This is a genomic window from Paenibacillus glucanolyticus (assembly GCF_037333485.1).
Lineage (GTDB): Bacteria > Bacillota > Bacilli > Paenibacillales > Paenibacillaceae > Paenibacillus_AQ > Paenibacillus_AQ glucanolyticus.
This window is the reverse complement of sequence record NZ_CP147845.1, coordinates 4831946-4845352: the sequence shown is the minus strand read 5'-3', so window position 1 is coordinate 4845352 and position 13407 is coordinate 4831946. Positions and strand designations below refer to the sequence as shown.

Below are 13407 nucleotides of genomic sequence, written 5' to 3'. Positions count from 1 at the left end.
AGTTCATATGAACCGTAAAATGAGGAAGCTTTCGCTATTGTTCGCACTTGTCATATTCACAAGTCTGCTGGGAGCCTGCGGCAATGAGAAGAATGACACCGCCTCCGCCTCCGGCGAGGGTAAGCTGAAGAAAATCGTGATCGCCGAGCCGCTCCATTCGACAGGCTATCTTCCTCTATATGTGGCCCAGCGCGAAGGTTTCTTTGCGAAAAGGGGGCTGGATGTCGAGGTCATCCAAGCCGCGGGAGGTGCGCATGTAACCGCCGTGGTCAGCGGCGATGCTTGGGGCGTCATTGGCGGGACGGAGTCCAACGCCTTGGCTAACAACAACAATTCCGATCCGATCATCTCTGTCGTCAACGTTGTCAACCGGGCGAATGTGTATTTAATGGCTAAGAAAGGCACCGCACCCGCCAGCCATTCTCCCGAGGACCTGAAGGCTTTTTTACAAGGAAAAAAGATCAATGCCGGGCGCCATGGCGGTACGCCCAATCTGTTAACCCGCTATCTGCTGATTCAGCTTGGTCTGGATCCGGAGAAGGACGTGAAGCTGCTTGAGCCGGCAGACGGCTCCACGGTCGTGACGATGGTTCAGCAAGGGGCTGCCGATATCGCCAATGGGGCGGAGCCGCAGATTAGCGACGGGATATCGAAGAATGTGTGGGAGGAGCCGTTTTACAAGTTTCATGATTTGGGTGATTTCTCGTATTCGGTGCTCAGTGTGAGGAAGTCCACAATCGAGAAGGATGCAGAAGCCGTTCAAAGCTTTACAGACGCCATCATCGAAGCGCTTGGAGCTGTTCAGAGCGATAAAGAACTGGCGAAGAAGAATTTGAAGGCCGAATTCCCGACGCTTTCCGATGATGCGATTCAAGCGGCGCTGGACCGGGCTTATGAAGACAATTTATGGAGTTTGGACGGGCTGATCTCGGAAGACGCGCTGAAACATGACATGGATGTCATGATCGAAACGGGGATATTCAAGGGGGATTATTCCTACGATGCCCTTGTGGACATGCAGTTTGTGAACAATGCCAAGAAGTAAATGATGGGGTTCATTCTTTCAAATACACAATCGGAAGGGGAGAGTCGCGATGAAATCGTTGAATCAGCTGATGCTTGAGAGCAAAGCGGCGGTGATCGTGGTTGATGTGCAGAATGATTATTGTCATCCGGAGGGAGCGCTGCCCCGAGCGGGCTGCGATGTTAGCGGGGTAGGAGAGATGATGCCGAAGCTGCATAAGCTGCTTCAGTCCGCCAGGGAGTTTCATGTGCCCGTCATTTTCATTCAGACACTCCATGAGAAAGCAACGGATTCCGACGCCTGGACTACCAGGTCATCGGGACGGTCGGCCCATGTCTGCCGGAGGGGGAGCTGGGGAGCCGAGTTCTATGAGGTTGCTCCGGAGCAGGATGACATCATTGTCAATAAACACCGGTACAGCGCTTTTGTGAATACAAGGCTGGATTCCGTGTTGAAAACGCTGAAAATCGAAACGTTAATCATGACGGGAGTCAGCACCAATGTCTGCGTGGAATCCACTGCCAGGGACGGTTTTATGCTGGATTATCATATCGTGCTTGTAGCGGATGCCTGCGCATCGTATTCGCAAAGCGCCCATGATATGACACTCGAGAATATTGAAGGGTATTTCGGGAAAGTTAGTGGGGTGCAGCATGTGATTGATATCTGGATGGATAAGATTCCAGATGAATCAGTAAGGCCGATGTCGGCGGCTCAGACGACCGCGCGTTAGGTTGTCTGAGTGCATGATCCAGGCAGAATGAAGCTCTCCGCATGCGGGAGCTTTTTCTGTGAGGGTCCTCTCTTCGCATGCACAAATTCATGAATAAGCTGGTGAGGCCTGCGTGAATAACAGATCGAGGATGATCGTTCAATACACCATTTGTTTAGGAGCATTTCTGTCCAATCTGTCAGCCGGCATGTTCAACATTGCGCTTGTAGACATTGCAAGAACCTTTGATTCAACTATTCCAACAGCCCAATGGATCGTTACGGCTTACCTGCTTGTGATTTCCATATTGCTGCCTGTGATGGGCAAGCTCGGCGATATGCTGGGCAGACGGAAAATTCACAATATCGGCTATTTTATTTTTATGGCCGGGGCTCTCTGCTGTGCCGTGTCGCCTTCATTAAACGGACTGATATCCTCCCGCATTCTTCAAGGTATAGGGGCGGCCATGTACCAGGCCACCAATATGGCTTTGATCATTTCTGTGTTTCCCAAGGAGCAGCGAGGCAAAGCGCTCGGGCTGATCAGCACGTTTGTTGCAGCAGGCTCCATGATTGGTCCGAGCCTTGGCGGTATATTGATCCAATGGTTCAGCTGGCGAAGCAATTTCTGGCTGCTGACGGCGCTGTCGCTGATTGCGTGGATGTTTGCTCAGCGGTTCATACCGAAGGACAAACCGGAAGGGTCGGAAAGCCGTTTGGATGTGCCTGGGGCTGCCCTTTTTGCCATATCATTGACTGGTCTGGTTACGGCTGTGAATTTGGGCGCTCAGTGGGGCTGGAGCTCATGGCAGGTTGCGGTACTGTTCATTCTGTTTGGGGTGGGCGCTGCTTCCTTCATCGGGTGGTGTCTGTCCTCACGCTGGGAACGGCAAGGAAAAGGGCGGCTGCCCTTCATGAAGCTGGATCTGTTCCGAGATGCGGGCATCAGCGTGGGGATTATCATTACCATCATTTCCTATATGGCGGCTTTCTCGGCCCAGCTTGTACTCCCAGTATTCCTGCTGAGTGAGCTTGGCATTGAGCCTGCGACGGCAGGGCTGATCATGATGGGTTATCCGTTGTCGCTGATCATATTCTCTCCCTTGAGCGGCAATCTGTCGGACAAGCTGGGGACATTTCCGCTGCTGTCGGCCGGTCTGCTGGTTATGACGACCGCATTACTCGTACTGGGCTTTGTATCGCCTGCCTACCCTATATTCTTTTTGATTCTCCTGATTGTACTGCTCGGCGGTTCCATGGGGCTGATTACGCCTCCAAACAATTCTCTGGTGATGAGCCGAACATCCAAGAGCGATCTCGGCTTGATCAGCAGTATTCTGGCGCTGTCGCGGAATCTGGGCATGATGTTCGGGACGGCGGCTGGCGGTGCCATGCTGGCGCTTCCAGGCCAGGCGGCAGGAGGATTGACCGGATTTCGCATGATTTTTGTGCTGAACACGGTGCTGGTGGTTTTCGTCTATTTAACGATGATTATCTCCTTTCGTTTGGCAAGGCATAAAGAGACGCTGTCTTCATAGTGTGAACATGAGGAAAAAAAGGGTATCCCGCGGTCTGATCAAGACGATGCAGGATACCCTTATTTAACATAATCAGCAATATATACTTTGAAAGCCAGCAGGGGCTTCCTTGAACTGATATCGCTTATGCGCGGTCCAGAATCGTCTGGAGCGTCGAGCGATCAAGACCTTTAACAAGCTTGATCAGAAGTTCTTTAGCTGCTTCATAATCATCGGTATGGATGATGGATGAAGAAGTGTGGATGTAGCGGGAACAAATGCCGATGATGGTGGATGGAACACCGATGCCGCTAAGATGTACTTGGCCAGCGTCGGTACCGCCCGGAGAGACAAAATACTGGTATTTGATTTTGTTAGTCTCCGCGGTATCTTGAACGTATTCCACCATTCCGCGGTGAGTCAGCATCGTTGGATCGAAGATGCGGAGCAGCGCGCCTTGTCCCAATTGACCGAACTGGCTCTTGTCACCCATCATGTCGTTTGCAGCACTGGCATCCAGTCCGAAGAAAATATCCGGCTGAATCAGGTTTGCCGAAGTGCGCGCCCCGCGCAGCCCCAGCTCTTCCTGAACCGTCGCACCGGCATATACCGTGTTTGGAAGCTTCTCGCCGTGAAGAGCTTTCACAAGCTCGATGGCCAGGCCTACGCCATAGCGGTTATCCCATGCTTTGGCCATGATTTTTTTGGGATTGGCCAGCGGGGTGAATTCACAGATCGGAACCACTTGCAGACCGGGACGGATGCCAAACGATTCGGCCTCCGCTTTGTTGTCCGCACCGATATCAATATACATCGTTTTGATGTCGACAGGTTTGCTGCGCTGTGCTTCATCCAGCAGATGAGTAGGAATGGAGCCGACAACGCCGACGACCGGGCCCTTATCTGTAATAATTTGCAGGCGCTGCGCAAGGACCGCTTGGCTCCACCAGCCGCCTAGCGGCTGAAAACGGACCATGCCCGCTTCGGTGATGCCGGTGACCATGAATCCAACTTCGTCCATGTGACCGGCTACCATGACTTTTGGCCCTTCATCGTTTCCGCGGAGAACAGCAAACAGACTGCCCAGGCGATCCTGCACGAACTCATCTGTATATGGAGAGAGGGCATCCTTCACCCATGAACGAAGTTCTCTTTCAAAGCCCGGCGCAGCCGGAAACTCCGTTAGTGTTCGAAATAATTCCAATGTTGATTCATTCATAACGAATATCGCTCCTTTTGAAAAGGTATGTATGAGTTTTACTTTTCTAGTATGCCCCTATATATCTGAAAAGTCTACAAAACCGGCGCCGTACAAGATACTCCAAATAAAAAGTAAATGACAAGCACCCTGTATGTGGGATAGGAATAGGATGATAGGAAAACAAGTGAAATTTTGTCAGTCGGGAAGGGGCAGAATATGAACCACCATGGGGTTGTTTGGTACGACCATCATGCCGAAGTCAGAGAACTTCTGCTCATTATGGTCCTGTTCATCCTACTCGTCATTTTGCTGAAGTTCATTCTTATATAATGACAGCCTTAAGCATAATGGCAGCGAGACTTCTTTCAGCTTTCAGGTCGTATTCCTGAAGGCTGATTTTCGTGCGGATTCTCCATATGCTGGGGGACAAGCTGTGCCTCATCATGAGAAGGATGATTTTCCAAACATAAAGGAAGTTCATTCAAAGCATAATGATATCGAGTGATATCCATAGTGTCTCTTCGGCGCTTCATGAAATTCCATACTTAATTCAAGCGGAGGTGTTTTGAATGTCCGGCTCTAATCAAAAGTCCAAGTCCGATATCACCACAATGAGCTCGGCGGAATATCAGGCCATTGCCAAAAAGCACGAACCTCCCCGCGCCATCCTTAAAAATTGTTTGCGCGCTTTTTTGGTCGGAGGTTTGATCTGTTTGATCGGCCAGTGTATCCAGCGGTTTTTTATGTCCGTATTCGATATGACTTCAACCGAAGCAAGCAATCCGACGGTTGCCGTGCTGATTATACTGTCGGTCATCCTGACCAGCTTCGGCGTGTATGACAAAATCGCGCAGTGGGCCGGGGCAGGCAGTGCCGTGCCGGTTACGGGGTTTGCCAACTCCATGTGCTCCGCAGCGCTGGAGCATCGGGCAGAGGGCCTGGTTCTAGGCGTTGGGGCCAGCATGTTTAAACTTGCAGGCTCTGTCATTGTGTTTGGTACCGTTGCTGCGTTTATTATCGGTGTCATCTATGCCATTTTTGGCATCGAAGGGAGGTAACGTTCAATGAAGGTGATTGGCCAAACCTGGCAGTTCGAGAATAAACCCGTCATTATCAGCACGGGAACCATTGTAGGACCGGAAGAAGGCGAGGGACCGCTGGCGAATGATTTTGATTTTGTGTATGACAATATCGAAATTAATGAAAAAACATGGGAAAAGGCCGAGCGGAAGCTGCTTGAGGATGCTTCCAGAAAAGCAGTGGAGAAGGCGGGCATCAAAGAGGACCAGCTGCAGTTTTTTGTCGGCGGGGATCTGATGAACCAGATCATCAGCAGTTCTTTTGCCGCCAGACAGATGGGTGTGCCTTATATCGGCGTATTTGGTGCTTGCTCCACCTCCATGGAAAGTCTGGCCGTCGCCTCGATGCTGGTGGATTCGGGAGGAGCCAAGTATGTGATGGCCGGAACGGCAAGCCATAACTGCACGGTGGAGAAGCAGTTCCGCTATCCGACGGAGTACGGATCACAGAAGCCGCCCTATGCGCAGTATACGATTACGGGAGCAGGCTGCTCCGTTGTTTCGGACAAGGGGGATGGCCCTGCGGTCACCTATGCCACCATCGGCAAGGTTGTGGACCTGGGTATTAAGGATCCGTTCAACATGGGGGCGGCAATGGCTCCTGCGGCAGCAGATACGATTACCAAGCACTTTAAGGATACAGGCCGGCAGGCGAAGGATTATGACTTGATTGTCACCGGTGACCTGGCCTCGGTGGGGCTTCCCATCGCCAAGGATCTTCTGAAGAAGAATGATGTCATCATGGACGGTACGGTGTTTGCCGATTGCGGGTTGATGATCTACGACTTGGAGAAACAGAAATATGTGAATGCCGGAGGCAGCGGGTGTGGCTGCTCGGCTGTAGTCACATACGGCCATATCTTGAAACGGATGCGCAAAGGCGAATTAAAAAAGGTGCTGATTGTGGCTACCGGGGCTCTGCTGTCGCCGCTTTCGTACCAGCAGGGCGAGAGCATTCCGTGTATTGCTCATGCCGTAGCCTTAGAGATGGGAGGATAATGGTATGCAGTTTCTGTGGGCTTTTATTATAGGCGGTCTGATTTGCGTTATTGGGCAAATTATGATGGATGTTATCAAGCTGACACCCGCACATACGATGAGTACTTTAGTGGTGGCCGGAGCCGTTGCTGACGGTTTCGGGTTATATGAACCGCTTGTCAAATTTGCCGGAGCCGGAGCCTCGGTGCCTATCACCAGCTTTGGCAATTCCCTTGTTCACGGCGCCTTAACGGAGCTGGGGAGGGACGGCTGGATCGGGGTCGTGACGGGGATATTCGAAGTAACGAGTGCAGGGATATCCTCAGCGATCATTTTCTCTTTTCTTGCAGCTTTGTTCGTCCGTCCGAAGGGATAAGCCATATGATGCGGTTTGCAAGACCCTGGTACTGTACCAGGGTCTTTTGCCTGTTTATGCGGACCTGTAAACAGGTTAATAACCAAAATATCTCTTCGAATGTACTCCGGGACTTCGATCATGTACAATAGTACTAAATTAAGTATTTATTCCCTTACAGGAGGTTAGTCATACATGCCCGTAAGCCAAGAATCCATGAAAATCATTACCTCGGTACGAACCAATCTGGAGTCGTGCCTGCTAGGCAAAGAATTTGAGATCCAATTGCTCCTTACGGCGCTGCTCGCCGGCGGACATGTTCTGATCGAAGATGTGCCCGGCACAGGAAAGACCCAATTGATCAAAGCATTAGCTAAATCCATGCAGGGAGACTACCGCCGCATTCAGTGCAATCCGGACATTCTCCCGAGTGATATAACAGGGGTTTCGGTATTCCACCCTCGTGACGAAATGTTCTACTTCCGTCCAGGCCCGGTCATGACCAATATTCTGCTGGCGGATGAAATAAATCGAGCTACCACCAAGACGCAATCGGCTCTGCTTGAAGTGATGGAGGAGCGCAGTGTAACGGTGGACGGGGCGACCCACGAACTTCCCCATCCCTTCATGTTGTGCGCTACCCAGAACCCGATCGATTTTGAAGGTACGTACATGCTCCCGGAGGCCCAGTTGGACCGGTTTATGTTAAAGCTCAGCCTGGGTTACCCTGATGCCGCAACGGAGAAGCAGCTGATGTACCGTTCACGTGACGGACAGCTGGCGGACAAGCTGCAGCCGGTAACACATATGGATACAATCTCCGCCATTCAGCGTGAAATTCGGGACGTCTTCATCGGCGAGCCTGTTGCCGACTACCTGCTGAATATCACCCGCTCGACGCGTGAACATCCTTCCGTTATGCTGGGCGCAAGCCCCCGGGCAACCCTGTCATTCATGAACGCGGTCAAAGCCTACGCCTTCTTGAACGAGCGGGATTATGTTTTGCCTGATGATGTGAAGACGCTTGCTCCGTACGTACTTTCGCACCGGATCATGCTGCGTCCGGAAGCCAGACTCGACAATGCGAGTCCGGAATCGGTGCTTGAGTTTATACTGCGTCAGGTCAAAGTGCCTGTACAAATGGGGAAATAGGCATGCGCCGTGCGGTTTCGTTATTTTTGAATGGCATGCAGCCGTCCAGACTGGCAGCGGTGTTGGCGGTATGGTGCCTGTGTCTTTTGTACGTTTTGTTTCAAGGAGGCAAAACCTCGCTCATGCTGTTCTCGATGGTGAGCCTCCTGACGATATATCTGATCGGTGCTGGCTTTGGCGGTGTCAATCGAGTCAAAGCGCAGCGCAGCGTACTGGGCGGGTCGGAGCGTGCTGGAGAGCAGCTTCATGCCGGTGAACAGGTTCGCGTGAAGCTGGAGGTTCATGTTCCAGGCTTGCTGCCTATGCCATACATGATTGTACGTGAAGTGCTGCAGAGGCATAACGGCGACTCCTGGTCTTTCGAGGACAGCATCATTCCGAACCTTCGCGGTACAGGCAAGCTTGTATTCCAGACGCCGCCGCTTGAGCGGGGGCGGTATGCTTTTTCCAAGACGGAATGCATAAGCGAAGATATTTTCGGCTTAATGGAGCACAAGGGACGGATTGAAGTTCAGACGGATTTTCGCGTATTGCCGAGAACCATCTATATCCCCAAGTGGCATCGAAACATTCGGAATTCCAGATTAGGCGGCACGCATACAACGATATCGGCTTCAAGACGGGAAACAACGCAGATCAATGGAGTCCGCGATTACGTATATGGTGACCGGATCTCCCGGATTCACTGGAACGCTACGGCAAAGACCGGCTCCTGGAAGTCGAAGGAATTCGAGCATGAATCCTTTCCGAAGACGATGATCGTTCTGGATTGCACCGCAGAAGGGTTTGATAACGCCCAGCAGTTTGAGCTCGCTGTATCGGCAGCGGCGTCGTTGATTGAATATGGTGCCAAGGAGCATGCGGGTACAGGTCTGTTCACAACCACGCAGGAAGCCAAAATGTTCGCTCCCGCCGACCATGCGGGCGAACGGATGCGGATGATTCAGCATTTGGTTGATGTGGATTATAACCGAAAGGGCAAATTGATCGCTTCCCTGGAGAAGTCCTATCGTCATTTTCCCAAAGGCGCCTTGTTCCTGTTGATCAGTCCGATGAGTGGCAAGGAAGCATCCGAGATTATGCGCTGGGTTGAAACCAGGGGGATGAACCCTTGTTTTCTGCAAATTCATAACCCGAACGAAAAGAAGCGGCAGGATGAATCCATATCGCTCCTTCAATCCCGGGGCATATCGAGTTATTCGGTTTCCTCGCTGGATGAGCTTCCGGCTGCGCTTGGAGGTGGTGTTTGATGAGACTATGGCTGGATAAACTGTCCACGACCTTCTTCAGTACATTGGCGATGCTCTGGCTCTGGATCATGGGCATGCAGTGGGTATCCTTCACCGAAACGATCTGGCTCTCGGAAACGACGGCCATTGTCATAGCGGCGTTAACCATCACGGCTGTCATTGAAGCCCTGCTTCCCATTAAACAGGGCTACAGGCTGCTGATACAGTTTGTTTTGATTCTCTATTGCGTGTACAGTTTGCTGAAGTCTTACGGCAATCCGGTTCCTGTCATGACAAGTGAAAGTGTTTTGGCTGAAGAAATCATGTATCTCTTTCCCTATTTATGGTTCGCTGTCGCTGCCTGGGCGATTTTCCTGTTCATTGCACACTGGGCCAAAACCAAAGGACGCGTCCTTTTTATTGTCGGGCTGAATGTCATCAGCTTTGCCGTGCTGGATTCCTTTACAAAAATTGTGCTGTGGGATGAGATCGCTTGGGTGGTCGGAGCCGGAATGGGCTGGCTTGTTTCCAGCCATTTCAACCGGTTCCGCAGACGGTTTCCTCAGGGCTGGATCAACTTATCAAAATACCCGTTTAAGATTATTGCTAACATTTTGGTTATATTCTCTTTGATTATTGTAGCTGGCGTGAATATGCCTCATGTGCAGCCGACATTAACAGATCCTTATACGGCATGGAGGGAATGGAGCGGGGTGCCGCTGTCCACGGGCAGTACAACCGGAACCGGAACTCTTATCGAGTCTTCATCAGAGAGCATGTCCGGTTACGGAAGAGAGGACAATGATCTTGGCGGCGGCTTTAACTTCGACTACTCACCGGTGATGTCAATCACCTCGGATGAACGCAGCTACTGGCGCGGCGAGACCAGAGCGGTGTATTCCGGCACAGGTTGGGCAGACGGAGCCAGCAGCCGGCGTTCCGGTACAGGCGTAGAGATCGGCGAGGAACTGCCGGGTGAATCGAACGGATCACTATCCACCAAGAAACTGGAGCAATCAGTGACGATGCTGAGTGATACGGTGTACCCCGTATTGTTCGGTGCATACTCTGTTAAGCAGCTGGAGGGTCTGGATGAAGATATTGATCCGGGGCGGCTCCGCTGGCAGATGGAAGGCGCGGAAATGCATCTGGATGATGTCCGGGATGCAGATTATCCGAAGAGTTATACCTTAACCTCTGAAGTGCCGGTTATTCCTATTGATGAGCTGAGCACAAGAACATACGATCAGTTGTATTCCGGCTCTATGGACGATGCCTATATCCAGAAGCCGAGAAATTTCCCGGAACGCGTCACAACGCTGGCTGAGGAAATTACGGCTGAAGGAGATACTCCGTATGAGAAGGTTATGCTTTTGCAACAATATCTAACAAGCAACTATACCTATACGAACACCCCTGACCTTACCCGCAAGAAGAGCGATGATTTCGTGGATGGTTTTCTGTTTGAGGTCAAGGAAGGATATTGTGATTACTTTTCTACCTCGCTTGTCATGATGACAAGGTCCCTTGATATCCCAGCACGCTGGGTAAAGGGTTATGCTCCCGGCAGCCTGACGGCTTCGGAATACATGCCGATGGATGGTCAAACCCCGATTGAGCCAGGGAACTATACCGTAACGAATGCAGACGCCCATTCTTGGGTGGAGGTATATTTCGGTGAGTACGGATGGGTTCCGATTGAGGCAACGCCGGGATTTAGCATGCCCATCCTGACAGCCGACACAGATGCCGAGCCGGTCATTGAGGAAGACGTTGAAGAAGAAGAGAGTGCAGAGGATGAAACCACTCCTGCTTCCGCCTCTAATGATCAACAATCCGGGTGGGTCAAAATGATTGTAACGGCTGCCGCGGTTGTAATCGTATTGTGGATTCTGTATATTTTGTGGAGAATGCGTATCAGCCTGCGTTTTGCAGGAGCGCGCATTCGTGCAGGCAAGCCGCTGACGGCAGCGGATAAAGTCATTGCCGAAACCGAACGCTGGATTCGTTCCGTGCACCGCAAGGGATTGGTACGCCAGGAACATGAAACGCTTCGTGAGTCGGTGAAGCGCTGGTTGCAAGCACATCCTGCGCTGGAATCCGAAATGAGACCGCTGCTGCAGCAATTCGAGGCTGCACGTTACAGTCCTGCTGAAGTGCAGGAGGAGCAGTGGCGTTCCGTTCAAAATGATGCCGAGAAACTGAAGAAGTCTATAAAAAAGATTCGAATTGTGCATGAAAAACGGCTGTCGCCGTAATTCCAGGAAGACAGACCGCATAGTGGTGGTTGTTCTTGCGATATCAGGATACCTCGATATGGATACGTGCTCTGATATCCAGTAATTTCAAGACCGCCCGGCTCTCTTCCTGAGCTGCCGGGTGGTCTTTTGCTGGTCATGATGATTACGCGGTATGAAGGATGAAAAAGGCTCGTGATTATTTTTACTAAGGAACCGGAATATGGTATAGTTTTTCGTATGAAATTGAGGTGACGAACTTGTTTGAAATGTTAATCCCAAAGCTCCGTGTCAATACGGTTTTTGATATTAACCTAGAAGAATTATATGAGCAGGGGTATCGTGGAATCATTACGGATCTGGATAACACCCTCGTTGGTGCAAAGGCTCCGCTGGCGACACCGGAACTGGTCGTTTGGTTCAAAAGAGTGAAGGAGCTTGGCTTTCAGCTCATCATTGTTTCGAACAACCAGCTCGAACGCGTGTCCAAATTTGCGACGCCGCTGGATATCCAATATGTGCACGAAGCCCGTAAGCCCAGCAATACTCCGTTTCGCAAAGCCATGAAAATGATGGAGCTCACTCCGGATAAAACGGTGGTTGTCGGTGACCAGATGCTGACTGATGTATATGGCGGGAATCGCCTTGGATTGTATACGGTTCTGGTTATGCCTATCGCAATCAGCGATGAGGGATGGTTTACCCGTCTGGTTAATCGCCGGGTGGAACGCATCGCATTGACCCGTTTACGCAAAAAAGGATTATGGATGGAGGAGGAACCGAAATCATGACGTTGCCTACAGGCGGAGACATCAAGAAGTGCAGCGGCTGCGGCATACCGCTTCAGAGTGCAGCACAGGACAAGCCCGGCTATTTGCCGGAGAAGGCCTGGGACCGTGACCCGGTCATTTGCCAGCGCTGTTTCCGGATCAAGAATTATAATGAAGCATCCTCGGTAACCGTAGATCAGGACGAATTTTTACGGCTGCTCGGACAAATTGGCGGCAAGAATGCGCTTGTTATTCATATTGTGGACCTCTTTGACTTTGAAGGAAGTCTCATTTCAGGACTGCAGCGTTTTGTCGGCAATAACCCTGTCGTTTTGGCTGTTAATAAAACAGACCTTCTGCCGAAAGTTACCAATTGGAACAAGGTTCTGAATTGGGTGCAGAAGCAGTGCAAGGAGCATGGCCTGAGAACGGAAGATATTGTGCTCTGCAGCGCGAAGAAGAATCAAGGCTTCGAGCGGCTGCTGGAGATGGTCGGGCAGCACAGAGGCGACCGTGACGTATATGTAGTTGGAGCCACGAACGTAGGCAAATCCAGCTTGATCAACCGTTTGATCCGCGACTACAGTGATCTGGATCAGGAGTTGACCGTTTCCCGTTATCCGGGAACGACATTGGATATGGTCAATATCCCGCTGGATGATGGCCGGTATATTATTGATACGCCGGGCATCGTATACCCTTGGCGCTATAGCGAGGTAGTCAGCCGTGAGGATTTGGGGACAGTGATGCCGGAGAATTCGTTGAAACCGATGGTATACCAGCTGAACGAGGGTCAGACCCTGTTCTTCGGAGGTTTTGGCCGCTTTGACTTTTTGCAAGGGGAGCATCAATCCTTCACTTGCTTCATCAGCGGCCGATTAGGCATTCATCGGACCAAGCTGGAACGGGCGGATTCGTTGTTTGCGGAGCATGCCGGAGAGCTCCTCTCGCCCCCGACTAAGGAACGGCTTGAGGAATTACCGGAATGGACAAGACATGAAATCCGTATACCGAAGGGAACGCGCCAAGACGTGTTTATATCCGGCCTCGGCTGGATCAAGATCAACGGTGAGCAGGGTGCGCTTGTAGCGGTTCATGCACCGAAAGGAATCAAAGTTCTGTCGCGTCCATCCTTGATATAAGTGACTCATCCA

General features: G+C 51.3%; 12 protein-coding genes. 11 read left to right on the top strand and 1 reads right to left on the bottom strand.

Going from position 1 to position 13407, the window contains the following annotated elements:
- The first annotated feature begins 7 nt into the window (after positions 1-7).
- The 3 genes from WDY75_RS22825 (at position 8) to WDY75_RS22815 (ending at position 3273) form a co-directional block, all read left to right on the top strand.
- Entirely contained in the window at positions 8-1045 is a 1038-nt protein-coding gene (locus WDY75_RS22825) for an ABC transporter substrate-binding protein (protein ID WP_063478918.1), read from the top strand.
- Between the two features lie 49 nt (positions 1046-1094).
- Positions 1095-1757 carry a cysteine hydrolase family protein gene (locus tag WDY75_RS22820; RefSeq protein ID WP_006208966.1) on the top strand — a complete coding sequence of 221 codons (663 nt, stop codon included), beginning with the start codon at positions 1095-1097 and terminating at the stop codon, positions 1755-1757.
- A gap of 112 nt (positions 1758-1869) precedes the next feature.
- A complete protein-coding gene (locus tag WDY75_RS22815) occupies positions 1870-3273 on the top strand; it encodes an MFS transporter (protein ID WP_063478919.1) in 1404 nt (467 codons plus the stop codon).
- A gap of 124 nt (positions 3274-3397) precedes the next feature.
- On the opposite strand, the gene WDY75_RS22810 is transcribed toward WDY75_RS22815, so the two are convergent.
- Positions 3398-4471, bottom strand: coding sequence for a M42 family metallopeptidase (locus tag WDY75_RS22810; protein ID WP_063478920.1), 1074 nt, complete (start codon positions 4469-4471; stop codon positions 3398-3400).
- Between the two features lie 551 nt (positions 4472-5022).
- Here WDY75_RS22810 and spoVAC point away from each other — a divergent pair.
- From spoVAC to yqeH, 8 genes are all read left to right on the top strand, one after another.
- Positions 5023-5511 (top strand): stage V sporulation protein AC, encoded by a 489-nt coding sequence (gene spoVAC, locus WDY75_RS22805; protein WP_006208970.1) that lies wholly within the window; start codon positions 5023-5025, stop codon positions 5509-5511.
- 6 nt (positions 5512-5517) lie between these two features.
- On the top strand, positions 5518-6531 hold the full coding sequence (gene spoVAD, locus WDY75_RS22800) for a stage V sporulation protein AD (protein WP_006208971.1): 1014 nt from the start codon (positions 5518-5520) through the stop codon (positions 6529-6531).
- A gap of 4 nt (positions 6532-6535) precedes the next feature.
- Entirely contained in the window at positions 6536-6886 is a 351-nt protein-coding gene (spoVAE, locus tag WDY75_RS22795) for a stage V sporulation protein AE (protein WP_006208972.1), read from the top strand.
- Between the two features lie 174 nt (positions 6887-7060).
- Positions 7061-8017: an AAA family ATPase gene (locus WDY75_RS22790; RefSeq protein ID WP_006208973.1), complete on the top strand. Its 957-nt coding sequence runs from the start codon at positions 7061-7063 to the stop codon at positions 8015-8017.
- A 2-nt stretch (positions 8018-8019) separates the two neighbouring features.
- Entirely contained in the window at positions 8020-9267 is a 1248-nt protein-coding gene (locus WDY75_RS22785) for a DUF58 domain-containing protein (protein WP_063478921.1), read from the top strand.
- Complete coding sequence (locus tag WDY75_RS22780; RefSeq protein WP_231888034.1) at positions 9267-11504, top strand: transglutaminase domain-containing protein; 2238 nt, start codon at positions 9267-9269, stop codon at positions 11502-11504. Before WDY75_RS22785 ends, WDY75_RS22780 begins: the two co-directional genes overlap by 1 nt.
- Positions 11505-11743: 239 nt before the next feature.
- A complete protein-coding gene (locus tag WDY75_RS22775; protein ID WP_006208975.1) occupies positions 11744-12274 on the top strand; it encodes a YqeG family HAD IIIA-type phosphatase in 531 nt (176 codons plus the stop codon).
- Complete coding sequence (gene yqeH, locus WDY75_RS22770) at positions 12271-13395, top strand: ribosome biogenesis GTPase YqeH (RefSeq protein ID WP_063478923.1); 1125 nt, start codon at positions 12271-12273, stop codon at positions 13393-13395. Before WDY75_RS22775 ends, yqeH begins: the two co-directional genes overlap by 4 nt.
- Positions 13396-13407 lie beyond the last annotated feature (12 nt).